This window comes from Pseudoalteromonas phenolica, assembly GCF_044788725.1.
GTDB lineage: Bacteria > Pseudomonadota > Gammaproteobacteria > Enterobacterales > Alteromonadaceae > Pseudoalteromonas > Pseudoalteromonas phenolica_C.
In genome coordinates this window covers 679,760-705,054 of record NZ_CP173161.1, presented here as the reverse complement: position 1 = coordinate 705,054, position 25,295 = coordinate 679,760, and the positions used below count along the sequence as shown (strand labels likewise).

Annotated in this window: 24 protein-coding genes; 14 read left to right on the top strand and 10 right to left on the bottom strand. The window is 41.3% G+C overall.

The genetic code is table 11. The features are described from left to right. Window positions 1-386 precede the first annotated feature (386 nt). From fabV to ACH784_RS03230, 3 genes are all read right to left on the bottom strand, one after another. Window positions 387-1,577: an enoyl-ACP reductase FabV gene (gene fabV, locus ACH784_RS03240; RefSeq protein ID WP_404393502.1), complete on the bottom strand. Its 1,191-nt coding sequence runs from the start codon at window positions 1,575-1,577 to the stop codon at window positions 387-389. Window positions 1,578-1,704: 127 nt separating this feature from the next. After that, window positions 1,705-2,019 carry a BolA family protein gene (locus tag ACH784_RS03235; RefSeq protein WP_404393500.1) on the bottom strand — a complete coding sequence of 105 codons (315 nt, stop codon included), beginning with the start codon at window positions 2,017-2,019 and terminating at the stop codon, window positions 1,705-1,707. Between the two features lie 49 nt (window positions 2,020-2,068). Then, on the bottom strand, window positions 2,069-2,656 hold the full coding sequence (locus ACH784_RS03230) for an alpha-ketoglutarate-dependent dioxygenase AlkB family protein (RefSeq protein WP_404393498.1): 588 nt from the start codon (window positions 2,654-2,656) through the stop codon (window positions 2,069-2,071). A 40-nt stretch (window positions 2,657-2,696) separates the two neighbouring features. On the opposite strand from ACH784_RS03230, the gene ACH784_RS03225 reads away from it, so the two are divergent. From ACH784_RS03225 to ACH784_RS03210, 4 genes are read left to right on the top strand one after another with little or no spacing between them, the layout of a single operon-like run. Continuing rightward, window positions 2,697-3,845: a methyltransferase gene (locus tag ACH784_RS03225; protein WP_404393496.1), complete on the top strand. Its 1,149-nt coding sequence runs from the start codon at window positions 2,697-2,699 to the stop codon at window positions 3,843-3,845. Between the two features lie 2 nt (window positions 3,846-3,847). Further along, window positions 3,848-4,399, top strand: a complete 552-nt coding sequence (locus ACH784_RS03220; RefSeq protein ID WP_404393494.1) for a YajG family lipoprotein — start codon at window positions 3,848-3,850, stop codon at window positions 4,397-4,399. A gap of 2 nt (window positions 4,400-4,401) precedes the next feature. Beyond that, window positions 4,402-5,031 (top strand): peptidylprolyl isomerase, encoded by a 630-nt coding sequence (locus ACH784_RS03215; protein WP_404393492.1) that lies wholly within the window; start codon window positions 4,402-4,404, stop codon window positions 5,029-5,031. A 14-nt stretch (window positions 5,032-5,045) separates the two neighbouring features. Further along, complete coding sequence (locus ACH784_RS03210) at window positions 5,046-6,443, top strand: AmpG family muropeptide MFS transporter (protein ID WP_404393490.1); 1,398 nt, start codon at window positions 5,046-5,048, stop codon at window positions 6,441-6,443. 26 nt (window positions 6,444-6,469) lie between these two features. Here the strand turns inward: ACH784_RS03210 and ACH784_RS03205 are convergent, their stop codons facing one another. Both ACH784_RS03205 and erpA read right to left on the bottom strand, forming a co-directional pair. After that, window positions 6,470-6,712, bottom strand: a complete 243-nt coding sequence (locus ACH784_RS03205; RefSeq protein WP_404393488.1) for a helix-turn-helix domain-containing protein — start codon at window positions 6,710-6,712, stop codon at window positions 6,470-6,472. Window positions 6,713-7,247: 535 nt separating this feature from the next. Further along, complete coding sequence (gene erpA, locus ACH784_RS03200; RefSeq protein WP_058030898.1) at window positions 7,248-7,586, bottom strand: iron-sulfur cluster insertion protein ErpA; 339 nt, start codon at window positions 7,584-7,586, stop codon at window positions 7,248-7,250. Window positions 7,587-7,769: 183 nt separating this feature from the next. Between erpA and ACH784_RS03195 the strand changes: the two genes are divergently transcribed. The 5 genes from ACH784_RS03195 (at window position 7,770) to ACH784_RS03175 (ending at window position 14,490) form a co-directional block, all read left to right on the top strand. Then, the gene (locus ACH784_RS03195; protein ID WP_404393486.1) at window positions 7,770-9,446 is read left to right on the top strand and encodes a chloride channel protein; all 1,677 of its coding nucleotides are present in this window, start codon (window positions 7,770-7,772) and stop codon (window positions 9,444-9,446) included. Window positions 9,447-9,458: 12 nt separating this feature from the next. After that, window positions 9,459-9,893, top strand: coding sequence for a CopD family protein (locus tag ACH784_RS03190; protein WP_138480189.1), 435 nt, complete (start codon window positions 9,459-9,461; stop codon window positions 9,891-9,893). A 306-nt stretch (window positions 9,894-10,199) separates the two neighbouring features. Next, window positions 10,200-11,216, top strand: coding sequence for an aspartate carbamoyltransferase (locus ACH784_RS03185; protein ID WP_404393484.1), 1,017 nt, complete (start codon window positions 10,200-10,202; stop codon window positions 11,214-11,216). Between the two features lie 15 nt (window positions 11,217-11,231). Continuing rightward, on the top strand, window positions 11,232-12,512 hold the full coding sequence (gene hemL / locus ACH784_RS03180) for a glutamate-1-semialdehyde 2,1-aminomutase (protein WP_404393482.1): 1,281 nt from the start codon (window positions 11,232-11,234) through the stop codon (window positions 12,510-12,512). Between the two features lie 136 nt (window positions 12,513-12,648). Then, complete coding sequence (locus ACH784_RS03175) at window positions 12,649-14,490, top strand: methyl-accepting chemotaxis protein (RefSeq protein WP_404393480.1); 1,842 nt, start codon at window positions 12,649-12,651, stop codon at window positions 14,488-14,490. 38 nt (window positions 14,491-14,528) lie between these two features. Here the strand turns inward: ACH784_RS03175 and mrcB are convergent, their stop codons facing one another. From mrcB to ACH784_RS03160, 3 genes are all read right to left on the bottom strand, one after another. Continuing rightward, window positions 14,529-16,889 carry a penicillin-binding protein 1B gene (gene mrcB / locus ACH784_RS03170; protein ID WP_404393478.1) on the bottom strand — a complete coding sequence of 787 codons (2,361 nt, stop codon included), beginning with the start codon at window positions 16,887-16,889 and terminating at the stop codon, window positions 14,529-14,531. 224 nt (window positions 16,890-17,113) lie between these two features. Further along, complete coding sequence (locus ACH784_RS03165; protein WP_138480180.1) at window positions 17,114-18,343, bottom strand: ammonium transporter; 1,230 nt, start codon at window positions 18,341-18,343, stop codon at window positions 17,114-17,116. 11 nt (window positions 18,344-18,354) lie between these two features. Continuing rightward, the gene (locus ACH784_RS03160; RefSeq protein WP_130254678.1) at window positions 18,355-18,693 is read right to left on the bottom strand and encodes a P-II family nitrogen regulator; all 339 of its coding nucleotides are present in this window, start codon (window positions 18,691-18,693) and stop codon (window positions 18,355-18,357) included. A gap of 278 nt (window positions 18,694-18,971) precedes the next feature. Here ACH784_RS03160 and ACH784_RS03155 point away from each other — a divergent pair, with 278 nt between their 5' ends. The 5 genes from ACH784_RS03155 (at window position 18,972) to serA (ending at window position 23,718) form a co-directional block, all read left to right on the top strand. Next, window positions 18,972-20,477 carry a S10 family peptidase gene (locus ACH784_RS03155; protein ID WP_404393475.1) on the top strand — a complete coding sequence of 502 codons (1,506 nt, stop codon included), beginning with the start codon at window positions 18,972-18,974 and terminating at the stop codon, window positions 20,475-20,477. Between the two features lie 106 nt (window positions 20,478-20,583). After that, the gene (locus tag ACH784_RS03150; protein WP_404393473.1) at window positions 20,584-21,123 is read left to right on the top strand and encodes a hypothetical protein; all 540 of its coding nucleotides are present in this window, start codon (window positions 20,584-20,586) and stop codon (window positions 21,121-21,123) included. Between the two features lies 1 nt (window position 21,124). Continuing rightward, a complete protein-coding gene (locus ACH784_RS03145) occupies window positions 21,125-21,730 on the top strand; it encodes a 5-formyltetrahydrofolate cyclo-ligase (protein WP_404393471.1) in 606 nt (201 codons plus the stop codon). A gap of 92 nt (window positions 21,731-21,822) precedes the next feature. Next, the gene (gene rpiA, locus ACH784_RS03140; protein WP_138480172.1) at window positions 21,823-22,479 is read left to right on the top strand and encodes a ribose-5-phosphate isomerase RpiA; all 657 of its coding nucleotides are present in this window, start codon (window positions 21,823-21,825) and stop codon (window positions 22,477-22,479) included. A gap of 9 nt (window positions 22,480-22,488) precedes the next feature. Next, window positions 22,489-23,718: a phosphoglycerate dehydrogenase gene (gene serA, locus ACH784_RS03135; RefSeq protein WP_404393468.1), complete on the top strand. Its 1,230-nt coding sequence runs from the start codon at window positions 22,489-22,491 to the stop codon at window positions 23,716-23,718. A gap of 90 nt (window positions 23,719-23,808) precedes the next feature. Here serA and ACH784_RS03130 read toward each other — a convergent pair whose 3' ends face one another. Both ACH784_RS03130 and mutY read right to left on the bottom strand, forming a co-directional pair. Further along, window positions 23,809-24,081 (bottom strand): oxidative damage protection protein, encoded by a 273-nt coding sequence (locus ACH784_RS03130; RefSeq protein ID WP_058030911.1) that lies wholly within the window; start codon window positions 24,079-24,081, stop codon window positions 23,809-23,811. Window positions 24,082-24,121: 40 nt separating this feature from the next. Further along, entirely contained in the window at window positions 24,122-25,180 is a 1,059-nt protein-coding gene (gene mutY / locus ACH784_RS03125) for an A/G-specific adenine glycosylase (protein WP_404393465.1), read from the bottom strand. Window positions 25,181-25,295 lie beyond the last annotated feature (115 nt).

The following is a 25,295-nucleotide window of genomic DNA, read 5'->3' as shown; positions in this document are numbered from 1 at the left end:
ACTTGCATTACATTAACGGAAAGAAATTGAAAAATCTTTTTTTGCCACAAGATCTAGAACGAGACCATTCAACATTTGGCGAACCCAAACAGTAAAACAATCCATAACTAACACCTTGCGGACGAGTCCTCACATATTTCTGTGATTTTAACATTAATAACCCCCACTATGCGAGTGGAATTATGAAATTAATCTATATTTACAAGGTGTTTTCGGTCATAAAATAGATTGAATTTAGTTCAATTTAGACCAAAGTCCAGTTGCTGAAAAAAACTCTGAAAGTTTTTCTATTTTCAACAAAGTTGTTAGGCAAACTTGTTAAAAGAGACTTATAAAACGACAAAGGCCAGCAAAGCTGGCCTTTAGAAAGAATTGAGTTGGAGTGATTAAACTAAGTTGTTAATTTCAACTACTGTGTCTACGTCTTGCTCGTAGTCAACACCATCTACACCGAAACCAAATAGTTTCAAGAATTCATTATGGTAGCCAACATAGTCTGTTAACTCATCAATGGTGTCTGTATCAACTGTATCCCAAATGTGCTGAATACGCGCTTGTACGTCGTCTTCTAACTCTTTGTAGTTTTGGAATAGGTGACCACCTTCGTCAAAGCGTGGTGTTGCGCCATATAGGTTTTCGTTGAATAGACCATGGATCTGCTCAATTGTACCTTCGTAAGTACCATCAGCCTTAGTCACTTTAAATAAAGCTGAGATATATAGCGGCATAATTGGAATAGCAGAGCTTGCTTGCGTCACAACAGCGTTAAGTGAAGAAACATACGCTTCACCTTTTAGATCAGCAGTTGCTTCACGGATTGCTAAAGTAGCTCGGTCTAAATCTTCTTTTGCTTTACCGATTGTAGCGTGACCGTAGATTGGCCAAGTTAGCTCTTTACCAATGTAAGTGTAAGCACTTGTTTTGAAACCTTCAGCTAATACGTCTGCATCTTTTAATGCATTGATCCAAAGTTCCCAATCTTCACCCCCCATCACTTTAACAGTGTTAGCGATTTCGTCTTCATTCGCAGCTTCTACGCTTACAGAATCGATAATACGCTTAGAAGTATTTAAGTTCTTTGTTGTGATGTCTTGACCGATAGGTTTAAGCACCGATGAATGCGTTTCACCCGTTTTAGGATCAGTACGACGCGGAGACGCTAGGCTGTAGATAACTAAATCTACTTTACCCATTTCAGCTTTAATCGTTTCAACTGTTTTAGCTTTAAGCTCATCAGAGAACGCATCGCCATTGATATTCTTTGACCAAAGGCCCGCCGCTTCCGCTGCGTTTTGGAAAGCTGCCGTGTTATACCAACCAGCTGAAGCTGGCTTTTTCTCAGTACCTTCTTTTTCGAAGAAAATACCCAGAGTTTTAGCACCAGAGCCAAACGCTGCTGTAATACGAGAAGCTAGGCCGTAACCCGTTGATGCACCAATTACAAGTACGTTTTTAGGACCGTTTTCTAATTGCCCTTGTGCTTTTACATAATCGATTTGCTCTTGAACGTGAGCGGCACAACCTGCAGGGTGTGCATTGGTACAAATAAAACCACGAATTTTCGGCTTAATGACCATGATGATTCCTATCTTTATTTAAATTTACGGAGCGTAGTTTAAAGGCTGATCTTAAAAATACAGGTCTGATCAGCTATAAAATTAGACTTAATTCGATGATAAAAGCCTCGCTTAACCCTAATTTTGACTATTTATCGAATTTAGAGCCACCTAAACATTTAGGTGACTCAGGTATTTGCCCATGCTGCTCTGAATACTCATCAGGTGTATAGGCATGGATAGACAAAGCATGAATGTATTCAGCTAATTCTTCCTTTAGAATTTCATTGATTTGTCTATGGCGCGGTAATAGGCGCTTACCCGCAAACTCTTCACTGACCACAATCACTTTAAAGTGAGACTCTTCGCCACGGCTGTGCATGTGACTTTCATTAATGACATTTAAATGCTTGCAAGCGATTGCCGCAGCGATTTTTTCTTCGATCTGAGATTGCATTGACATGAATATAAACTCTGCATTTTTCAATTGTGGCTACTATACCGAGATAGGATTATTTAACAATACTTCTAAATGTCAGGTTGATACGCCCACCTTTTACTTTGCTTTGTTTAGGTAATGAGTGCTGGAAAAGTTGCTGACTGTTACCCGACATCACTAAACAACTACCGTGCTCGAGCATTAACTCCCACTGCTGCCCTGTCGTTTTATGTTTGATCTTAAATTTACGTGCTGCGCCTAAAGAAATTGAAATGATTAAAGGCTCAGCGCCTAACTCAGCCTCATCATCACTGTGCCACCCCATAGTGTCGTGACCATCTCGATACCAATTTAACAACAAAGCATTAAATGGCTGATTATAGTGGCTCTGAAGTTTACTGCGCATCGCAGCCAATGGTTTCGTCCAGCTTTGATTAGCTAGTTGATGATTTGAATAGGCATAATGTACTCCTTCATCAGCCACAAAGCTCTGCAAACGAGGAATAGGGTGATACTTACCAAAAACCTGAATACTAGGCTGTTGCCACTGCAAATCGCCAGTTAGGTGTTCGTACAAGTCGAGCCCTTTTTGAAATGAGATCAAATTTGGAAAATAAGCAAACCCCTCGGGCAACTCTGGTTTAGTGAGTTTTGATGTCATGCTATTATTCACCTCATAAAATGACTACTTATAAAAAACTATGACGACTGAAGCTGTATTGGGCGGCCACTCGCTAACTTTACATCGATTTCCCCTAGATCAAAAAAACAGAAGCCTACAAGCGTGGGATTCAGCCGATGAGTATTTGATCGAGCATATTCAAAACGAACACGCCAACGCGCAACATATTTTGGTATTAAACGATGGCTTTGGCGCCTTAAGCTGTGCTTTACATGCTTTAGATACGCAAAATTCTCGCAAAGTGACCAGTTTTAATGACTCTTATGTAAGTCAGCAAGCATGCCTTTATAATCTTGAAGAAAACGAGTTAGAAAATCGTCAAACTGTATTACTTGATAGTCTCTCAGATTTACCTTGTGACGTTGACCTTATTGTTATCAAAATTCCAAAAAACGCAGGCTTTTTGCAGTACCAACTAAGCTTGCTTAGTCAATTTGAGAATGATGTACCGGTGATCGCTGCGGGTAAAGCGAAAGAAATCCACACTTCTACCTTAAAAAGCTTTAGTCACTTTATTGCTGAGCCTTCAACCAGTTTAGCGGTGAAGAAATCTCGTCTTATTTTTAGTCAAACTAAACACAAAAAGCAGACTTGTAAGTTTCCGGTGAGCTGGCCTTTAGAGAAAACTGATTTCACTGTCTTAAACCACGCCAATGTATTTTCTCGCGATTCTCTTGATATTGGCGCGCGTTTTTTTAGCAATTATTTACCTCAGGGTAAGAAACCATTAAGGGTGATTGATTTAGGCTGTGGAAATGGAGTCATCGGTTTGCAAACATTGGCAAAAATGCCCAATGCAAAAGTCACTTTTGTTGATGAGTCCGCCATGGCTGTAGCGAGTGCCAAAGCAAATATCGAAAATAACTTACCTGAGCGTTTGCAAGATTGTGAGTTTGTTCAAGATGATTGTTTAACTGGTTTTGCACCTAATAGCGCAGACTTGGTTTTGTGTAACCCGCCATTTCACCAAGCACAAGCAATTACAGATCATATTGCGTGGCAGATGTTTGTGCAGGCAAAGCAAACGCTCAGATCAGGTGGCGAATTACGTATTATTGGCAACCGTCATTTAGACTATCAAGAAAAATTGCTCCGCTTGTTCGGAAACTGTAAAGTCATTGGTAACAATAAAAAATTTACTGTGCTAAGCACCACAAAGAGAGGCTAAAAATGAAAAAAATTGCACTTGTATTGTGTGGTATGTTGCTGGCAGGCTGTGCCAGCCAACCAAAATCTGTGATCTTAAACCCAATATATAAAGCAGGCAAAGTCGCCGACTTTAACGTGCCACTGACCTTAGCTGTCGAAGATCACAGGATCAGTAAATTCACGATTAAAGTGGTTGAGCAAGAACCTGCCGCTTATTTGCCGGATGCAGCTTTAAGCGAGCGAGTTCAAATAGCGCTTGAAGAGGCACTCAAAACCAATGGCGCACAACTGATTTCAGCGTCAAATAACACACTAACCTTACATATTGACTCTTTTCATTCCAAAGTAACTGAGTCTTATACACAGCATGAGAGTAATGCTGTAGCTAAATTCAAGGTGTTGGCAACGCAAGGGCAACGCACTTTCGAAAAGACTTATTCTGGTCAAGCCCAAATGATGGGCCCATTAACACATGACCAAGCGAAAGTAGAAGGCCAGCTTAACGAATTAAGCGAACAAGTCATAACCCGTATTATTTCGGATCCTGCTTTAATTAACTTCTTCAAAGGATAAGTATGAAAAAGTTACTTCTTGCCCTTTTTGTTCTTTGCTTAGCTAACCAAGTTTTTGCAAGTAATAAGGAAGGCCGTTTTGTTCAAAAAGATAACCTATTCCCTCGTGTTAAAATAATTACCAGTGAAGGTGATATTGTTGTTGAGCTAGATAGATCTCGCGCGCCACTCACTGTAAATAACTTTCTGACTTACGTGGTTAATGGCGATTACAAGAATTCTGTATTTCACCGTATTGAAAAAGATCAATATTCAGAAACTGACGAATTTTTTGTGATCCAAGGCGGTGGTTATGACAAAGACTATGATGGCCTTTTTCAACGTAAACCTATCTTTAACGAGAGTGGTAATGGCTTAAAAAATGATATGTATACCATTGCCATGGCTTATCAAGATAACGAACCCCATACTGCCACTCGTCAGTTTTTCTTTAATATGAAAGACAACGACCATTTAAACCCTGGCAGAGGCTGGGGATTCGCTGTGTTCGGTAATGTGATGGAAGGGTATGAAACCTTGGATAAAATTACCGAAGCTGAAACAGGCTATAACGAAAAAATTGGTTATAACTTCGTACCAAAAAAACCAGTGATGATCTTTAATGTCGAGATCCTCGAAGCCGTAGCCCTTTAATTGGCAGAGTCGTCATGCAAATCAATACTAGCCTAAGTGAGTACTTAGGCTACTACAAAGACAAACGCCTTCTTACCATCTTTTTGTTTGGTCTAAGCAGTGGTTTTCCATGGGTGCTTATTGGCTCAGTGATGTCTGCTTGGCTAAAAGATGAAGGGCTAAGCCGCAGTATGATTGGCTTATTCGGCGTAGTATTTAGTGCTTATACTATCAACTTTCTTTGGTCTCCGTTACTCGACCGTTTAAAGCTACCTTTTTTAGGTAATCAGTTGGGTCAGCGTCGTAGCTGGATTTTACTTGGTCAGATGGTCACTTTCATCGCAACGTTGAGTCTTGGCTTTATAACTCTCAAAGAGCAACTATTCTTAGCTGCCTTGTTGTGTTTTTTAATAGCACTTGCCAGTGCCACACACGACATTGCCATAGATGCATTTCGAATCGATTCTCTAGATACAACTGAGAGTGAAAAAGCCACAGCTGCAGCAGCCATGGCAACCTCAGGTTGGTGGTCTGGATATGCGCTTTTAGGTGCATTGCCTTTCTTTTTAGCTGACTTACCAAGCTTTGATTGGTCGCAGATTTATTTTGTACTCGCAGGCATTGTTTTACTGCTGATGCTAGTTACCCTTTTTGCAAAAGAGCCAAAGTCACACCGTGAGCTCACTCACGCTCAACTAGAACGAGAGTATCAAAGTAAACTATTTGCGAACGGCAACTCTGTGTGGCAGCGACTATTAGCTTGGTTGGCAGTGACTTTAGTTGAACCTTTTAAAAGCTTCTTCACTAAAAATGGCGTAAAAACCGCTTTTGCCTTACTCGCTTTTATTTTCTTATTTAAAGTAGGTGAAGCATTTTTAGCACGAATGTCGATTGTGTTTTACAAAGAAATTGGTTTTACCAACACCCAAATTGGTCAGTATTCAAAACTAGGCACTGGCCTAATCACTATAGTGTTTGCTTTCTTGGGCAGTATTTTCAACCACAAATATGGCATAGTAAAAGGGCTATTTGTCAGCGGTATCGCCATGGCAGCCTCTAATTTAATGTTTTCTTGGATTGCCATAGCGGGCCCAAAAGAGCATTTATATGCACTGGCTATAGTTGTAGACGGCTTTACCCAAGCTTGGTCTTTAGTTGCTATGGTGGCATTTATCTCAATGCTGTGCGATCGCGCCTTTAGTGCGACACATTATGCGTTATTGGCTTCTTTAAGTAGCTTAAGCCGTACTTTATTATCAGCTTACAGTGGTGTGGTAATTGATGATTGGTTGGATGGAAACTGGGCGCTATTCTTTGCGATAACAGCAATAATGGTGAGCCCTTCGTTACTGTTTCTTTACATGATTAGGCACAAGTTATATGCCATTGAAAAACAGTTTCATCAAAATTCAACTGCAGCTAAAGGTGCGTAACTCTACGCACCTTTAGTCGTTAAAACTTATGCTTCTTCTTTAAGTAAGCTTAAGCCTTCATACGGATCCACTTCTAGTGCTTCACAGTAACGAAGAAACTCAATCACATCTAAACGACGCTCTTGGTTTTCAATCTTGCCAATAAATGAATGTGGAGTACCTAAAACCTGCGCAAGGCTACGCATTGTGTGGCCTTTCTCGTGACGCTTGCTTTTTAGCCACTTAGTTAACTTACCGTTTTCTTCAGAAGAAACCGTTTTACCCATCATAATGTTACATCTCCTACTCGATGATTTTATTGTTTCTTTAAGTTGAAATATGCCCGTCTCAACTTAACATGTACTGTATATCACAGTGCGATGTGGGAAATCTAGGGTTTGTACCCATGTCCCAAAATAGGTATAGACTATATTTTAAGTCTACACTACTAAAAATAATAAATTTAATGATAAATATTAGAGCATTAACTTTACACTTAGTACAAATTAATTAACTTTTTATTCTAAAAAAGTGAATAAGTAGGTTTTCTTATAAGATTATTGACTAAAGCTAAATTAAATTAGTTTTAAAAGGATGACTATGATCAGAGTACTTTTTTTACTACCCGTTGTGTTATGCATACTTTGGTATTGGTTTTTAAAAAGCCAAGGTATTCCAATAAAACAAGGAAAAAAAGGGTTTATTTACATCTTATCTTTCAGTGTGTTTGTGCTGAGTTTTTTTGTATTAATGATTTGGGTTACGCAAAGCACATAAAAAAAGCCACGCAACAGCGTGGCTTTTTTAAATTATTTAATACTGTGTTTAAACACTGAAACTTGCGCCACAGCCACAAGTTGTCGTGGCATTTGGGTTGTTTACGAAGAATCGTGCACCTTCTAACCCTTCAGTGTAATCAACGATACCATCAACTAAATATTGAATACTCATTGGGTCAACAACCATGGAAACGCCATTTTTCTCAATTTCCAAATCACCCGGATTCACTTTCTCATCGAAAGTAAAACCGTATTGGAAACCAGAGCAACCACCACCTGTCACATATACACGTAGTTTTAAATCTGGGTTTTCTTCTTCTGCAACAAGCTCTTTCACACGCTTTGCTGCAGCGTCGCTAAATTGGATTGGTAACTGATCAGACATGCTCTCGACCCTTAATTCTGATAATGGCGCGATTATCTAATACCCGAGTATTTTAATCAAGTAATCCGTTTGTAGAATACCCAGTGACAACTTGCTAGAAAAGCCATCTTCTTTGCGCTAAAACAAGACGAAAACCAATTTATTTGATAGACTTAGAGGTCTGTTTTTTGTGGGAATAAAGCCATGTCTCTGGACGCCCTTAGGCGCCAATTAGCCAAGCCAAAAACCTCTGTTCAGTTATGCTTATTAGGTGTCGCTGCAGGTTTAATCGCTGCAATTTTAATTATCTTATTTAGGCTTACGATTTATGGCGTACAAAGTTTATTTCTCGACTCTCCTGATGACTTTACACAACTACCAGAGCATTTAAGAGTTAGCCTACCCGTTGTAGCCGCTTTTTTGATTGCTTTATTTGCTGCCATAACTGGTTTCAAGCATTACCGCCTAGGTATACCTTTTGTTATTCACCGCATTAAACACCACTATGGGCAAATGCCGATTTGGAATACTGCAAACCAATTTTTTGGTGGTGCACTGGCCCTTATTAGCGGTTTTTCGGTTGGTCGAGAAGGCCCTTCTGTACATATGGGCGCAACCGGTGCCAGTGTGTTATCAGAGCGACTACATCTTCCCTGGAATGCAGCAAGAACCCTTTCTGGGTGTGGCGTCGCTGCAGGTATTGCGGCCTCATTCAATACGCCTCTTGCTGCCGTTATCTTTGTAATGGAAGTCGTACTGCGTGAATATAAAGTACATATATTCGTGCCTATCATGCTTGCTGCTGTGACGGGCGCGTTAGCCACACAATTTGTATTTGGTCACGATACTGAACTCGCCCTTATTAGTGTCACCCCTTTAAGTTTTTGGCATTATCCTTACTTGGTGATTTGTGGTGTTATCTTAGGTGCAATTGCCTTTGCTTTTAACCAAAACCTAATGATGATCATCCGCACATTTAAGCCTTTAAGCATGTTCCCGCGCTTAATGCTAGCCGGGTTAATTGCTGGTTTAATAGGTAATCTAGTGCCACAAGCGATGGGTTCTGGTATGAGTGCCATTACGCTGGCTGTGACTTCACCTGAAAATATTCAATTACTCACGACTATTTTAATAGCCAAGTTATTGGCAACTTTATTTGCGATTGGTTTAGGTATCCCAGGTGGGTTAATCGGCCCTGTCATTGGTTTAGGTGTTGTAATGGGCACCTTGATGTCTTATTTCGGGCAATTTATTAGCCCTGACCAACACATTGCTGGTACATATAGCGTACTAGGTATGGCGGGCTTGCTAGCTGCGACTTTGCATGCCCCACTAGCAGCCCTGACAGCCGTAATGGAGTTAACTGCCAGTCCACAAATTATCGTCCCTGCGATGTTAGTGATTTCAACCGCATACGTGACCGCATTACAAGTATTCGGCAATCGTTCTATTTTCTTACAGCAACTTGATTTCCAAGGCTTGGCTTACCAAGTATCACCCGCCAGTGAAGTACTGCAAAAAGTGGGAATTGTTGAAGAGATGAATGAGCAATTCAAACTACTCTACTCTGATGATAAAGAGCAAATTAAAGAGTCGCTGTCTGCGGTAAATAGCCACACGCCACTTATCGTATTTGATGAACAAAATGGCTATCGACTGGCAGAATACGATTTAAGTTTGATGTCTGACGACTCTATGAATATTTCTTACATTCCGATGCAAGGCTTAAGTAGCCAAGCAACCATGTCAGACGCTTTTGATTTATTAAACGATAAACGAAGTGGCGCCGTATATGTTTTTAATCAAAAAGATGAACACCATGTTATGGGTGTGGTCCGCTGGGATCAGATCCGTCAAATTCTAACAATAAGAACCAGTTAAACTGGAGGCCAAATGACAGCATTACTCGTATATAAAGCACTGCATATTTTCTTTATGGTGGCATGGTTTGCCGGTATTTTTTACCTTCCCCGCTTATTTGTATATCACGCCATTAATCAAGAACCACCTTGCAGTGCCATGCTAAAGGTAATGGAGCGCAGATTACTGTTCTTTGTGACGCCTTTTGCTGTACTCACTTTGGTTTTTGGCCTGTTAATGATCTTCGAGTACGGCCGCGAATGGTTTAAATATAACCTCTGGCTTCATTACAAATTTGTCTTAGTGATCATCCTTTATATTTACCACGGCTACTGTTTTAAACTGCTTGCTGATTTTAAACATGATAGAAATACGCGCAGTGACCGCTTTTATCGGATCTTTAATGAATTTCCGGTGTTATTGCTTTTAGCGATAATCATGCTCGCAATACTCAAACCTAGCTTTTGATTAACCTGAACTTTGGTTAAGAGATTTACTAACGTATTGATATTGAAATGATAAGTGATTTTTCAAGTCTGCAGCCGGAGACTTTTAGCGATAACAAGGCGAATTTACGCGTCAATAGCTGGTCTATTGCAAGTAAATTCAACGCAGTTAACGTTGAAAGTAGCCGCTGGAGATAGATTTATTATCCAGAGCTCAGGTTAATTATGCTATTATGCGGCGCCAAGTCAGCCAGTCTTGGCCTGCTAAATATATTGGTTGAAAGCCTCGCTTTTAATCGCTCGTCATTTTCTGATTAGGGATCGCCTCATGTTAAGTTTCCAAGGTGAAAATATTCTCTCTGTAAATCAATTAAACAGAGATGCCATTGAACAGATCTTTGCTGTAGCAAAGAAAATGGAACCATATGCTAAAAAACAAAAACGTACCAATGTGCTTGAAGGTGCTGTTCTAGCTAACCTATTTTTTGAGCCAAGTACACGTACGCGTGTCAGCTTTGGTACTGCGTTCAATTTACTAGGTGGTTTGGTTCGTGAAACGACGGGCATGCAAAGCTCAGCCCTTGCAAAAGGTGAATCTTTATACGATACCGCGCGCGTTATTTCAGCTTATGCTGATGCGGTCGCAATGCGTCATCCAGATGCAGGTTCAGTAGCTGAATTTGCAACAGGCTCTGACGTGCCAGTTATCAACGGTGGTGACGGTCCAAATGAGCACCCTACTCAGGCATTACTTGACCTTTTAACCATAGATAAAGAGCTACACCGCTTTGAGCGTGGCATCGATGGCATGCACATTGCGCTAGTAGGCGACTTAAAATATGGTCGTACCGTGCACTCTTTGTCAAAACTACTGTGCCACTATAAAGATGTTAAATTCACTATGGTTGCACCTGATGGCTTACAAATGCCTGACTATATTCTTGATACTGTATCGAACGCGGGTCATCAAATCGAACTTGTTTCTAAGATGGAAGGTAACCTAGCCGCTGATATCGTTTATCAAACACGCATTCAAGAAGAGCGCTTCCCATCACAAGAAGAAGCCAATAAATACCGTGGTGGCTTTAGAATTAGCCAAGCGATTTATAATGCACACTGTAAACCTACTTCTGTGCTTATGCATCCACTACCTCGCGATAGCCGTAGTGATGCAAATGAACTAGACAATGATTTAAACAATAACGACAACTTAGCAATCTTCCGCCAAGTACAAAATGGCGTCTTGATCCGTATGGCGTTATTCGCGTTAACTTTAGGTGTTGAAAACCAGGTACAAAACTACGAAGTAGAAGTACCTTGGTTCAGCCGTAAACGTAACAGTTAAAATAGGACTATATACATGACAATTAGCCAAGATTTATTTTCTCGTGCTCAAGAATCAATTCCTGGTGGCGTTAACTCACCAGTGCGTGCATTTAATGGTGTAGGTGGCACGCCGCTATTCATCACCAATGCTGAAGGTCCTTATACTTACGACGCTGACGATAAAAAATACATCGATTACGTGGGCTCTTGGGGTCCTATGATCTTAGGTCACAACCACCCTGAAATTAAGCAAGCAGTTTTAGAAGCTGTTGAGCGCGGCCTTAGTTACGGTGCTCCAACTGAAACTGAAATCTTGATGGCTGAGAAAGTCAAAGAGCTAGTACCATCAATCGAAAAAGTACGCATGGTAAGCTCTGGTACTGAAGCGACAATGAGTGCGATTCGTCTTGCTCGTGGTTTCACAGGCCGAGACAAAATTCTAAAGTTTGAAGGCTGTTACCACGGTCACGCTGATTCACTATTAGTTAAAGCCGGTTCCGGTGCTTTAACTATGGGTGTGCCTAACTCTCCGGGTATTCCTGCTGATTTCGCTAAGCACACATTAACGGTAGCGTTCAACGACATTGAGCAAGTTAAAGCTATCTTCAATGAATTCAAAGACGAAATTGCTTGTATTATCGTAGAGCCAGTTGCGGGCAACATGAACTGTATTCCGCCAGTTGAAGGTTTCCTTGAAGGACTTCGCGCAGTCTGTGATGAGCACAAATCAGTACTTATTTTTGACGAAGTAATGACAGGCTTCCGCGTGGCACTAGGCGGTGCACAGGCTTATTACAACATTCAGCCTGATCTAACCTGTCTTGGTAAAGTGATCGGCGGCGGTATGCCAGTGGGTGCTTTCGGTGGTAAAAAAGAAATCATGGATTTCATCGCGCCAGTAGGTCCAGTGTATCAAGCTGGTACGCTATCAGGTAACCCAATCGCGATGGCCGCTGGTCTAAAAGCACTTGAGCTATTAAGCCAAGGTAACTTACACCAAGAGCTTGAAGCAAAAAGCAAAGCACTGTGCGAAGGTTTTCAACAAGCTGCTGATGAAGCGGGTATTCCACTGACTACAAATTATGTGGGTGGCATGTTTGGTTTCTTCTTCACAACTGCTGAGTCTGTAAATAGCTATCAGCAAGCAACTGAATGTGACCTAGAGCGCTTTAAAAAGTTCTTCCATTTAATGCTTGAAGAAGGTGTTTATCTTGCTCCTTCTGCTTTTGAAGCAGGTTTTGTAAGCTCTATGCACACAGATGCAGATATTGCAGAAACAATTGCCGCAGCAGCTAAAGTATTTAAAAAGCTATAAACATTAAACGTTTATAACTGTTAGTCAGAAGCCCACGTTTGTGGGCTTTTTTGTGTTTTTAAGAAAAAAATTATTTTTGAACTAAAATTGAAACTTGTTCGGTCTATTTAATACACACAATTAATAAGTGACGCACATGCAAGGATCAAAAACGCTTTTCTCACCCGCTATTTCTTTAATGGCCAATTTGAAATACAAAAGCAAAATAAGTCTAATTTTTGGTATTTTACTTGTTCCACTTAGTGTCAGCTTATTCTTCTTAAGCTCTATTCTCAGCCAAAACATTGCACTTACACAACAGCAACAAAACGGTTTAGCGCTCTACCCTACGCTCTTACAAAATATTATGTCTGAAAATAAGCAGGCAAATCGACAACTAGCCAGAAGTAATGGCTTTGTTATCACAGATAGCGCCCAACAACACGCGCTAGAACAAGTCTCTATTCAATCAAAACTCGCCATTGATGGCGATATTGCCCGCTCTTATATAAATCGCTCTTTAGTTGAATCTGTTCCGAGCTTAATTGAACAAATAAATCTCACTTCGGAGCAAGCATTATTGGTGATACAAGCGGGTTCATTTACCCCAGACACCTTTATTGCACTCTCGAACTATAATAAATCATTGCCCAGTTACGCTGAACGTTTAGAAGGTAAACTGGCTGTGGCTATCGCAGATAACCAAACTGTAAAATCAGAACTATCAAAACAACTAGATAAAGTAACACGATCTGTACAGGCTTTTAAAAATAGTATTCAAAACAATCTACTCGATCCCGATGACTTACAATTATCACAAAACCAATTCAATAGTTTAAAAAGTGATACGCTTGAACAAGTGAGTATGCTCATCAATACGGCAACACCTCTTTTAAAAGCATTACTAAACGAACGTTTATCATCTCAACAAATGATCAGAAACAGTGTTGTGCTTGCTGCGATTGTGTCACTGCTGCTTGCAAGTTACCTTATGTTCGGCTTTTACTTTGCTGTGGTAGACAATATTCGTGCGTTTGAGCACAACGCAAGTAAAGCTGCACAAGGTGATTTAAGCGCCAAGGCAACGGCGATTGGTAATGACGAAATGAGCATTATTGCTTACCAATACAATCAAGTACTTGATGCTATGGTTAATCTGCTCGGCGATGTGAGAAGTACCAGTGGCAACTTACAAAATGCCACCAGCAAACTAAATAAAATCAGCCAAAGTACCCGTGAAGATGTCAGTCAGCAACAGCAAAATATTGGCACCATTGTAGAAGCATTAGAGGCGATGAATACTGCTGCAACCTCTGTAGAGCATTCGGCTCAAGAGGCTACACAACTGGCAAGCACAGCGGCTGGCCATGTAAAACAAGGCAGTCAGAACACCACAGAACTTGCTCAGCACATGACCATGTTACAGCAAGAGTTTGAAGAGAGTCGACAAGCGCTTGATAAGCTCGCACAAGATAGCCAAGATATCAGCAAGGTCAGTGTTGCTATCAGTGAAATTGCCGAACAAACCAATTTACTAGCACTCAATGCAGCTATTGAGGCCGCTCGAGCTGGTGAGCAAGGACGTGGTTTTGCCGTGGTTGCTGATGAGGTGAGAACTTTGGCTAAACGGACTCAGCAGCAAACCGAAGAAATTCACACCATAATTAATGCACTACAGCAGGCTTCAAATACCACACAAGATAAAATGCGCCGAAGTGTTGAGCAAATGGAGCAAGGCGTGCTCGCAGCAGAAAAAACCAATCAAGTTTTACAAGAAGCGCAAACCAGCATGGTCGACATAGATAATCAGGGCCAGCATATTAGTGTGCTTGTGCAGCAGCAATCTCAAGCCACTCAACAAGCTTTGAGTGATGCGACAACCATTAATAATGTTGCCCAACACACCCTTGAGTCTGCAATAGCGACTCAAGATGATGCTCACGCATTAGCTGCAATGAGCTCTCAGCTTGAAGATGCGGTTAAAAAATTCCAGTTTTAGTGATGTTGTTTAGCACTTTTATAATAGGTAACGCCAATTTATGAACATGTTGGCGCAGGGTTAAACATCTCTCGCCTAATAGGCAACTGAATAACCTTACCGCAACTTGGTGCTGCTTGACGCCCTGTTTTTGGGTTTACAAACGCCCAGCGCACACCGTCCGGTCTTTGATCGGCTATTGCCTGCGGATTAAGCGGCTTCAAATAACGAATATATAACTCAAGCGCACCGCTAGAACCCGTCAACCCTGTTGGCTTGTTATCATCTCGTCCGAGCCAAGTAACCGTCACTGTATTGTGATCGAACCCTGCGAACCAGCTATCTCTGAGATCGTTACTGGTACCCGTTTTGCCTGCAAGCTGGATAGATGGGTAATGAAGATTAATGCGTTTTGCAGTTCCGTCCTTAGTGACCCGCTTTAAACCGTAATTGGTCATATAAATCGACTCTCTTGAGAAGCGCTGTTCGGCACGAGGTTGATGCTCATACAAAACTCGACCGACCGAGTTAGTCATGGCTGCAATACTGGTCATCGATTGGTAGCGCCCCTGTCTCGCAATGGTGCTATACATCTGTGCTACATCGAACGCCGATAACTCTAAAGCCCCGAGTAAAAGCGATGGGTACTGTTCAATATCTTGTTTTATTCCAAGCTCATTTAGAGTGTTAGCAACCTTATGCACGCCAACATCAAGACCCAGATTAACAGCAGGTATATTTATACTTTTACTAAAAGCTTGGTATAGGGGCATTTCACCTCGAAATTTATGGTCAAAATTCTCTGGCGTCCAAACATCACCTGAGCCGTCTTTGACTTCGAGAGGACCATCATCTAATAATGTCCCCAAGTTATGTGTATTTTGCTCAAAAGCAGTGAGATAAATCGCTGGCTTCACCAAAGAGCCGACTTGACGCTTTGTATCTAACACTCTGTTAAAACCACTAAAGCGCATATCTCGACCTGCAACTAATGCTGAGATCCCTCCTTTTTCAAGGTTTACCGAAAGCATGGCTGTTTCTAGCTTTTCAGTTTGATATTTTCGCTCTAGATAAGGCAAACCTTTGCGCACAGACTCTTCCATCGCGGCTTGTTTTTGCAAATCAAAGTAAGTAAAAATTCTCACACCTGCGTTAATTACTTGCTGATCAGGTAGCAATTCTTTTAGCTCTCGATTTACCAATTCAAGGTAACCAGGATAATTTTGCTGGCGGTCACGACTCAATGGCTCAACTTTAATAGGCCTTTCTAGTGACTGACGATATTCATTGGTACTTAAATAACCATTTTCGGCCAAAAGTCTGAGTACCAGATCTCGACGCTCACGAGTGCGTTCTGGGTAGCGTCTCGGATTATAATAAGAAGGCCCTTTCACCATGGCCACTAACAATGCGATTTGGTCGAATTCAAGTTCATCGACAGGCTTTGCAAAGTAAAACTCCGCAGCCAAGCCCATACCATGCACTCCTTGATTGTATGCCTGCCCTAAGTAAACCTCGTTTAAATAGGCTTCTAAGATAGCATCTTTGCTGTATCTGAAGTCTAAGATCATCGCTATCAAGGCTTCATTGATCTTACGCGTAAGGGTACGTTCTCGGGTTAGATAAAAGTTTTTAGCCAACTGCTGAGTCAATGTACTCCCGCCTTGTACCGTTCTACCCGCTCTAATGTTGGTATAAAGCGCTCTAAGAATAGACATGACAGATACACCGTGGTGTTCGTAGAAGTTTCTATCTTCAACAACCAGTAAGGCATCTTTTAAAATAGCAGGGAATTTATCGAGCGGCACAAACTCTCTGTCTTGTTTAGAGTCATTACCAATACGAGCTATTTGTACCGGCTCTAAACGGGCTTTAGGTATGCGGCGGCCTGCTTCATTAACGATAGTAACCAGCTTTTTGCCAGCAAAATTAAGTGTAAAGATTTTGCCTTGTTCAACACCATCATAAAACTCAAAAGCACGCCGATAAATTCGGATAGTTCGCCCTTCTACCACATACTGGCCTGTACGGCTAAGTTGGTTTACTTCTGAATAATTTAAGCGTTTTAATTCCCAAAGCACTTCTTTTTCGGACAAGTACTGATCGGGGTGGAAATCCATGGTGCGTGCGTATACTTGCACGGGCAATTGCCATTTGTTTCCTTCAAATTGCTTCGTGACTTTAGCATCAAGATAAAGCACATAGAAAGCTAACACTGCTGTCACTGCAATACTGCCTTTCCAAAATAAACGCCAGAGCCCTAATAAGGTTCTTTGTTTGATTTGGGCTAGTTTGCTGTTTGACTGTTTTGCCGTCTTATCAGTTGTGTTTTTTGTATTTTTAGATTTAGGCGCAGCGTTTTTTTTCGGTGTTGCTTTTTTTGTAGACGATTTTGGGGTAGGAGTCTTTTTTTCGGCCATGCCTTTATTCACGAATGGTTAATGCCAATTAATTCAGCATAGAGTACCTTAGATTAACAAGACCTGAAAGCCTAACTCATTGCTAAGTTAGGCTTGATTTTATTCAGTTTTCAAAATGCACACAGTGAATAACTCTCATCACATGAACACCACTCAGTAAATCTTAACTCGATACTTCTGATATTTGTTCTTCACTCACTGTGTGCAAATTGAAACTTTGATAACTATTGACCGCGAACCGTAACAAACTCAGGGTAAGCATCAACACCACAGTCATGTTGGTCCATACCTGACAACTCTTCTTCTTCGCCAACTCGAATACCCATTGTTGACTTTAAGATAGCCCATACAATGTAAGAAGCGATGAATACGAAAGCAAAGATACTGACTAAACCAATTAACTGTGTCACAAAGTTCGCATCACCATTTGAAAGTGGTACTAACATAATACCTAATGCGCCACAGGTACCGTGTACAGAAATCGCACCTACTGGGTCATCAATCTTAGCTTTATCAAGGAATACGATGCTGAATACCACCAGTGAACCACCTAATGCACCCAGCAGTACTGCCAGTGTTGGTGATGGTGAAGCAGGCTCTGCCGTGATTACAACTAGACCCGCTAATGCACCATTTAAAATCATAGTGAGATCTGCTTTACCCCAAAGCACTTTACACACTAGCAGTGCAGCAATCGCACCTGCCGCTGCCGCAGCATTGGTATTCACTAAAATTTGACTCACTGCCACCGCATTTGCTTTATCTGCAATGAATAGTTGCGAACCACCATTAAAACCAAACCAGCCCATCCACAGAATAAATGTACCTAGTGTTGCAAGTGGCATATTTGAACCAGGAATTGGATAAACTTCACCGTTCTTACCATATTTACCTTTACGAGCACCTAGCAGTAATACGCCCGCTAATGCAGCTGCCGCACCAGCACCATGAACAATCGCAGAACCAGCAAAGTCTACAAAACCCATTTCAGATAAGAAGCCACCGCCCCAAGTCCAGAAGCCTTCAATTGGGTAAATTAAACCAGTTAAAACAACAGTGAATGCTAAGAAAGCCCATAACTTCATTCGCTCTGCAACTGCACCCGATACAATTGACATTGCCGTTGCCACAAATACAACTTGGAAGAAGAAATCAGCTTCTAATGCATGAGTTGCATCATCTGCGGCACTACCAATGAGCGCACCAAAATTCGGCACTATGCCACCGGCTGTATTATCGACGTACATAATGTTGTAACCCACCAGCAAGAACATAGTACAAGCGATGGCATAGAGCGCGATGTTTTTTGTTAGAATTTCAGTGGTGTTTTTTGAGCGAACTAAACCCGCTTCAAGCATGGCAAAACCCGCTGCCATCCACATAACCAATACGCCAGAGATCAGAAAGTAAAAAGTATTTAAAGAGAACTTGAGTTCTATGATGCTGTTTTCCATTGTTATTGCTCCTAAATCGCTTCTTCGTCGAATTCACCAGTACGGATACGTACAATTTGGTCTAGGTCATACACAAAAATCTTACCGTCACCGATTTTGCCGGTGCGAGCCACTTCGCTTAAGGTGTTAACAATACGCTCTGCATTTTCGCTTTGTGTTGCGATTTCAACTTTGATTTTTGGAATAAAATCAACTTGATATTCAGCACCTCGGTAAAGCTCGGTGTGACCGCGTTGACGACCAAAACCCTTTACGTCAACAACTGTCATACCTTCTACACCTAGCTCCGATAATGCTTCTCTGACTTCATCAAGTTTGAATGGCTTGATGATAGCGCTGATCATTTTCATATTGCCCCCTTCGACATTGTGATGCGTTATGTTGACAATGAATAATCAAGCTCTATACCAAAATTAAAACTTTAAAAAATACATAAAGTTAATAATTTAAGAACATTTAAAATTAGATAAAATGCACCAATTAAGTGCGTAGTTATGCAAATTGAACTGAGCTGGTGCATAAATTTCAATCACTTTTACACCCATCTCAATTTGCCCTTACTTGGACTCATAAACTTTGCATATTCAATAAGAGCAGAACATTATTTAGTTTCGGAGGACATCAAAAAATGAAACTAAAAACCATCATCATCAGTACAGCATTGCTGATCGGCCAAGCGGTTAATGCAAGTGAACATAACCGCCAAATCGACATAGACAACCAAGTTGTCACAAAACATAAAACTAAAATTCTTGGTGAGAGAATTAATTACACTGCGACCACTGGGACTCAGCCAGTATGGGATGAAGAAGGTCACCCGATCGCCACTTTGCATTACACCTATTACAAAAAAACCGATATTAAAGACTTGAGTAAGCGCCCACTACTTATCTCTTTCAATGGTGGTCCTGGATCTGCGTCAGTGTGGATGCACATTGCTTACACAGGCCCTAAAACTTTAAATATCGACACTGAAGGTTACCCGGTTCAACCGTACGGTGTACAAACAAACCCTTACTCAGTTTTAGACGTCGCTGACATTGTTTTCGTAAACCCAGTGAATACTGGCTATTCACGTGTTTTACCAAACAAAGATGGGAAAATGCCTAGTAAGGCAGAGCAGAAAAAACGTTTCTTTGGCGTTAATGCTGATATCAAATACCTCGCTGAATGGCTAAACACTTTTGTAAATCGCAACAACCGCTTTTTATCGCCTAAATTTTTAATTGGTGAAAGCTATGGCACTACACGTGTATCAGGTCTTGCTCACGAACTACAAAACAGCCAATGGATGTACTTAAATGGCGTAGTTTTGGTTTCGCCTACCGATATTGGCATTAAACGACAAGGTCCTGTAAAGGCTGCTAATCGCTTACCTTACTATGCGGCGGCGGCTTGGTACCACAAAGCGTTAGCGCCAGAGCTACAAAATAAAGACTTGTTAGATGTATTAGACGAAGTTGAAACTTACACCATTAACCAATACCTACCAGCATTGGCAAAAGGTGCATTTATCAGCGATTCTGAAAAGCAACAAACAATTAAACAAGTTGCTAAGTTCAGTGGTTTATCAGAAACCTTTGTCGCTCAGAACAATTTAGATATTCCAACCAGCGCTTTTTGGAAAGAGCTGCTAAGAGACAGAGGGCAAACACTTGGCCGCTTAGATTCTCGTTATTTAGGTATTGATAAACGCGATGCAGGCAGCCGCCCTGACTACTGGCCTGAGCTAACCTCATGGCTACACTCTTTCACGCCAGCTATTAATTACTATCTACGTGAAGAGTTAAACTACAAAACCGATATTAAATACAATATGTTTGGTTCAGTGCATCCATGGGATCGAACAAACAATAATACCGGTGAGCAACTACGTTTAGCCATGGCGCAAAACCCTTACCTTAATGTGTTAGTGCAAGCGGGATACTATGACGGTGCAACCAATTATTTCGATGCAAAATATACGATGTGGCAACTCGACCCGAGTGCAAAAATGCGAGACCGTTTAAGCTTTAAAGGTTATCGCTCAGGTCATATGATGTATTTACGTCGTGCTGATTTAGAGCAATCGAATCAAGACTTACGTGAATTTATTCAAAACGCCCTACCTACAGGCAAGTCAGCTAAGTACTAAAAACTTATTCCATGGCCTTATATCTTGCTTATAAGGCCATACCTTCATTCGCATGTCTTTAAAATTTGGGTATACTCAAAGCATTAGCGAATTTAAGGATGTTTCCATGACTGACAAATACCGTGTTGTATTTGCCGGCTTCGATAGCAGCGTGAGTGAATCAGCCGCCATCGAGCAGCTCAGCTTAAAACTTAAAACAACGCCGCAAAAAATCACAGCGTTCACGCAAGGCAAATCTTTATTTGCCCCCAGTGAAAAAGCCAAATGCCTTAAACAAGTAAAGTTATTGGCCAGCTTCGGTTTGCATGCCAAGCTGCAATCAGCTGAGAGCAATGCAAATAGCGCCAGCTCAATTCAAAATTCTAAAGATGAACGTATTCTAGAAGCCCTTGATTACATTACGTCTAGCCTTATTCGAATCGAAGAACGCTTAGAAGAATTAGAGCAACGTTTACCTACACAAGAGATCGTGAAAGAAAATAAAGTCGAAGATGATTGGCAAGAAGACGACCTTTTTGATGAACTTGAGCTTGATCCTCCCCCTAAACGCAGTAAAAAAGTGCAATATGGTCTTGGTGTTGTGCTCATCATTCTGTTGATTATATTAGCTATCGCACTTGCTTTCCCTGAACTAGTCGCTTTTTAACATGAGTAAAATTCACGATTCAAAAATATCGCGTTCTGAAATCAGGAAAAAAGTGCGTGAAGCTAGAAGAAATCTAACCTCATCATTTCAAAATCAAGCTGAAGAAAATTTAACTATTAATTTTTCTCAACACATAAACCTCCCTAAAAAGGCCAAAATAGGGCTCTATCTAAGCAACGATGGTGAACTCAACACAAGCAAGCTAATTCAAGAGCTTAGGGTTAAAAATCATCAGGTTTACCTACCTATAATTCACCCTTTCAACGGCGCCTCATTGCTATTTCAGCAATATGAAGAAAACTCACCCATGGTGGCTAATCGCTATGCTATCTTGGAACCTAAGCTGAATTGCAGCCAAATTTGCCCGCTTCCAGAATTAGATATTTTGCTGATGCCCTTAGTGGCATTTGATGAGCAAGGTAATCGATTGGGAATGGGTGGTGGCTACTACGATAGAACATTGGCAAAGCACTATGCTGAGCAACGTGAAAAGCCCAAGTTAATAGGCCTTGCTCATGATTGTCAGAAAGTAGAAAGCTTACCAATAGAAGCATGGGATGTGCCTTTACAGCAGATTTTAACACCGACGAAGTTTTACCAGTGGTAAAACTTCAACGTTAAACGCTTAAAACACGTCACTTTGCCTACGATTTCGGTATACTTGCGTTGACAACTTTTGACAACAACCTTGGAACTGAGATGACTCAAGACGAAATGAAAAAAGCAGCGGCGTGGGCTGCACTAGAGTTTGTAGAAGAAGGCACTATTGTAGGTGTTGGTACAGGCTCTACGGTAAATCATTTTATTGATGCGTTAGGCAGCATTAAAGATGACATTAAAGGCGCGGTATCTAGCTCAGAAGCTTCTACTGAAAAGTTAAAAGCATTAGGCATTGAAGTTTACGAATTAAACGATGTGGCTAAGCTAGACGTGTATGTTGACGGCGCTGATGAGATCAATGCACAAAACGACATGATCAAAGGCGGTGGCGCAGCATTAACCCGTGAAAAAATCGTAGCGGCAGTAGCTGATAAATTTATTTGTATTGTTGATAACACCAAACATGTAGAGACTTTGGGTGCATTCCCACTACCAGTTGAGGTTATCCCTATGGCACGCAGTTATGTGGCAAGAGAACTTCTTAAACTAGGTGGCGATCCGGTTTACCGTCAGGGCGTGATCACTGACAACGGTAATGTGATCTTGGATGTTCACGGTTTAGAGATCAACGATGCAAAGCAGCTTGAACAACAAATTAACCAAATTGTCGGCGTAGTTACCAACGGCTTATTTGCTGAGCGCGGCGCAGACATCGTTATCACAGGGACACCAGAAGGTCCTAAAATTGTAAAATAGGAATGAGTCATGAGTAAGGTTTCTTTAGCAAAAGAAAAGATCAAAATACTGTTGTTAGAGGGCGTACACCAAAGCGCTGTTGAAACTCTTAAGCGTAATGGGTATAGCAACATTGATTATGTTAAGACTTCCTTACCTGAAGATGAACTCATCGAACGTATTTCAGACGTTCACTTTGTGGGTATTCGCTCGCGTACCCATCTAAATCAGCGCGTCATTGAAGCTGCAGAAAAACTAGTTGCGGTAGGTTGCTTTTGTATTGGTACAAACCAAGTTGACCTTCAAGCGACTAAAGAGCGTGGTATTGCGGTATTTAACGCACCATTCTCAAATACACGCTCAGTGGCAGAGCTCGTATTAGGCGAAATTCTTTTATTACTACGTGGCATTCCACAGCGTAATGCTATGGCTCACCGTGGTGAGTGGTTTAAATCAGCAATCGGCTCTTATGAAGCCCGTGGTAAAACTTTAGGTATTATTGGTTACGGTCATATCGGCACTCAGCTTGGTATTATGGCTGAAAACATCGGTATGAAAGTTGAATTTTACGACATTGAAGATAAACTGACGCTAGGTAATGCACAACAAATTCAAAACCTAACGCAACTTTTACAGCGCGCCGATGTAGTAAGCTTGCACGTTCCTGAAACACCATCGACTAAGAACCTTATCGGCATGGCTGAGCTTGAAGTGATGAAGCAAGGTGCGATTTTAATTAATGCTTCTCGCGGTACGGTAGTCGATATCGATGCTCTATCTGAGTCTCTAAGAGATAAAAAGCTAGCAGGTGCTGCAATCGACGTATTCCCGGTGGAGCCAAAATCTAACGACGAAGAGTTTGTTTCTCCATTGCGCGAATTTGATAATGTGATCTTAACGCCGCACGTTGGTGGTTCGACACAAGAAGCACAAGAAAATATTGGTATTGAAGTCGCGGGTAAACTGGCTAAATACTCAGATAACGGCTCTACATTGAGTGCCGTAAACTTCCCAGAAGTATCGCTACCTGAACTTGCGAATCGTAGCCGCTTATTACACGTTCACGTTAACCGCCCGGGTGTACTTACGCAAATTAACCAAGCATTTGCTCAACACGGCATCAACATTGCAGCTCAGTACCTACAAACCGACGACAAAATTGGTTATGTTGTTATTGATGTTGATACCGACCATTCTGAAGTAGCGCTGAAAGAGTTGAGCGCAGTTGAAGGTACTATCCGAGCGCGTATTCTTCACTAATCGCAAATAGGCCCGAAAATAAGAAACAAATAAAAGCCCCGCAAACTCAAGCTCGCGGGGCTTTTTAAATTTAGATAAAGATTACGAAGATTATTTCTCAGGTGGACGATAGCCTTCGATTTCTACTTCTTTACCCTCAAATAAGAAACCGACCATTTGCTCTTCTAGCAACTGACGGTGATCTGGATCCATCATGTTTAGGTGCTTTTCATTGATCAACATAGTTTGTTTATGCTGCCACTGTTGCCAAGCTTCTTTAGAGATATTATTGAAAATCTTTTCACCCACTTCACCAGGGTAAAGTTGAAAAGCAAGGCCTTCAGCCTCTTTTTGTAATTTCTGACAAAACACTGTGCGTGCCATAGTTCATCACCTAATTAAATGCTCGATTAATGACGTTAGTCTACCCCATTGTGCCTAGGAGTTTAACTAACTTTTTCGTTGGTGCTGCAAGCCCAACTTCTGGATGCTCTGTCAAATCAAACCAGATAAGCGGATTGTCATGAACACAATCTGGAATAGTATCTAACTTTAAAATTTGCGGATGTATCGTCAGTTCAAAATGAGTAAAAATATGCACAAACGATTCTATAGATTGTACTTTTCCGTTTAACCCCTGCTGAGCAATAAAAGTCTCAACGTCTTGTAATGACTCAAATTCAAAGAAACCAAACAACCCCCCCCAAATGCCCGAACTTGGGCGCTTTTCCATTAGCACCTTGTTATCTGCGTTGATTATCAAATGATACGCCTGCTTTTTTGGCTTTTCTTTCTTCGGTTTAGGGTTAGGGAAAGCTTTAACTTGGTTGTTAGCATAAGCTTGACACTGACTCACTAACGGGCACGCTTCACAATTAAAATTACTGCGTGAACAAAGGCTAGCACCTAAATCCATCATGGCTTGGTTAAACTCAGTGACATTGTCTTTTGGCGTAATAGTATCACTTAAGGACCAAAGTAAATTTTCTACTTTTTTAACCCCATACCAGCCTTCAACCATAAAGAATCGAGCTAGGACACGCTTTACATTACCATCTAAAATCGGATGCGGCTGACCTAGTGAAAGCGACAAAATCGCGCCTGCAGTCGAGCGGCCTATACCAGGTAAATCGACAACTTGTTCAAAAGTTTCAGGAAACTTACCCGCATATTGGTCTCGAACAATTTTTGCTGTTTTATGTAAATTACGCGCTCGGGCGTAATAACCTAAGCCAGTCCAGTGATGCAGTACTTCATCTTCAGGTGCATCAGCTAAATCGACAATCGTCGGAAAGCGCGCCATAAAACGCTCAAAATAAGGGATCACAGTAACAACTTGTGTTTGCTGCAACATCACTTCCGACACCCATACCTTGTAAGGCGTTTTACCCAATTGCCAAGGTAAAGTCTTACGACCATGAAGGTGGTACCACTCTACTACTTGCTCGGCAAACCATTTGGCTTGCTGTTTTGAAACCTGCATATCACCACGACTATGATTACTTTACTCGGCGCACAGTGTAGAGGCCTTTTATATCCAGTCAAGTATTGTACTTCGGCCGAGGAACAGGGATAATATGCGCCCATTTTTACTGCAC

Coding starts and splice junctions, on each gene's coding strand:
- ACH784_RS03215 (WP_404393492.1), top strand. CDS start 4,402: ATGAAAAAGTTACTTCTTGCCCTTTTTGTTCTTTGCTTAGCTAACCAA.
- ACH784_RS03160 (WP_130254678.1), bottom strand. CDS start 18,693: ATGAAAATGATCAGCGCTATCATCAAGCCATTCAAACTTGATGAAGTC.
- ACH784_RS03220 (WP_404393494.1), top strand. CDS start 3,848: ATGAAAAAAATTGCACTTGTATTGTGTGGTATGTTGCTGGCAGGCTGT.
- ACH784_RS03165 (WP_138480180.1), bottom strand. CDS start 18,343: ATGGAAAACAGCATCATAGAACTCAAGTTCTCTTTAAATACTTTTTAC.
- ACH784_RS03225 (WP_404393496.1), top strand. CDS start 2,697: ATGACGACTGAAGCTGTATTGGGCGGCCACTCGCTAACTTTACATCGA.
- ACH784_RS03210 (WP_404393490.1), top strand. CDS start 5,046: ATGCAAATCAATACTAGCCTAAGTGAGTACTTAGGCTACTACAAAGAC.
- ACH784_RS03150 (WP_404393473.1), top strand. CDS start 20,584: ATGACTGACAAATACCGTGTTGTATTTGCCGGCTTCGATAGCAGCGTG.
- serA (WP_404393468.1), top strand. CDS start 22,489: ATGAGTAAGGTTTCTTTAGCAAAAGAAAAGATCAAAATACTGTTGTTA.
- mutY (WP_404393465.1), bottom strand. CDS start 25,180: ATGCAGGTTTCAAAACAGCAAGCCAAATGGTTTGCCGAGCAAGTAGTA.
- erpA (WP_058030898.1), bottom strand. CDS start 7,586: ATGTCTGATCAGTTACCAATCCAATTTAGCGACGCTGCAGCAAAGCGT.
- ACH784_RS03185 (WP_404393484.1), top strand. CDS start 10,200: ATGTTAAGTTTCCAAGGTGAAAATATTCTCTCTGTAAATCAATTAAAC.
- hemL (WP_404393482.1), top strand. CDS start 11,232: ATGACAATTAGCCAAGATTTATTTTCTCGTGCTCAAGAATCAATTCCT.
- rpiA (WP_138480172.1), top strand. CDS start 21,823: ATGACTCAAGACGAAATGAAAAAAGCAGCGGCGTGGGCTGCACTAGAG.
- ACH784_RS03145 (WP_404393471.1), top strand. CDS start 21,125: ATGAGTAAAATTCACGATTCAAAAATATCGCGTTCTGAAATCAGGAAA.
- mrcB (WP_404393478.1), bottom strand. CDS start 16,889: ATGGCCGAAAAAAAGACTCCTACCCCAAAATCGTCTACAAAAAAAGCA.
- fabV (WP_404393502.1), bottom strand. CDS start 1,577: ATGGTCATTAAGCCGAAAATTCGTGGTTTTATTTGTACCAATGCACAC.
- ACH784_RS03190 (WP_138480189.1), top strand. CDS start 9,459: ATGACAGCATTACTCGTATATAAAGCACTGCATATTTTCTTTATGGTG.
- ACH784_RS03195 (WP_404393486.1), top strand. CDS start 7,770: ATGTCTCTGGACGCCCTTAGGCGCCAATTAGCCAAGCCAAAAACCTCT.
- ACH784_RS03230 (WP_404393498.1), bottom strand. CDS start 2,656: ATGACATCAAAACTCACTAAACCAGAGTTGCCCGAGGGGTTTGCTTAT.
- ACH784_RS03130 (WP_058030911.1), bottom strand. CDS start 24,081: ATGGCACGCACAGTGTTTTGTCAGAAATTACAAAAAGAGGCTGAAGGC.
- ACH784_RS03175 (WP_404393480.1), top strand. CDS start 12,649: ATGCAAGGATCAAAAACGCTTTTCTCACCCGCTATTTCTTTAATGGCC.
- ACH784_RS03155 (WP_404393475.1), top strand. CDS start 18,972: ATGAAACTAAAAACCATCATCATCAGTACAGCATTGCTGATCGGCCAA.
- ACH784_RS03235 (WP_404393500.1), bottom strand. CDS start 2,019: ATGTCAATGCAATCTCAGATCGAAGAAAAAATCGCTGCGGCAATCGCT.
- ACH784_RS03205 (WP_404393488.1), bottom strand. CDS start 6,712: ATGATGGGTAAAACGGTTTCTTCTGAAGAAAACGGTAAGTTAACTAAG.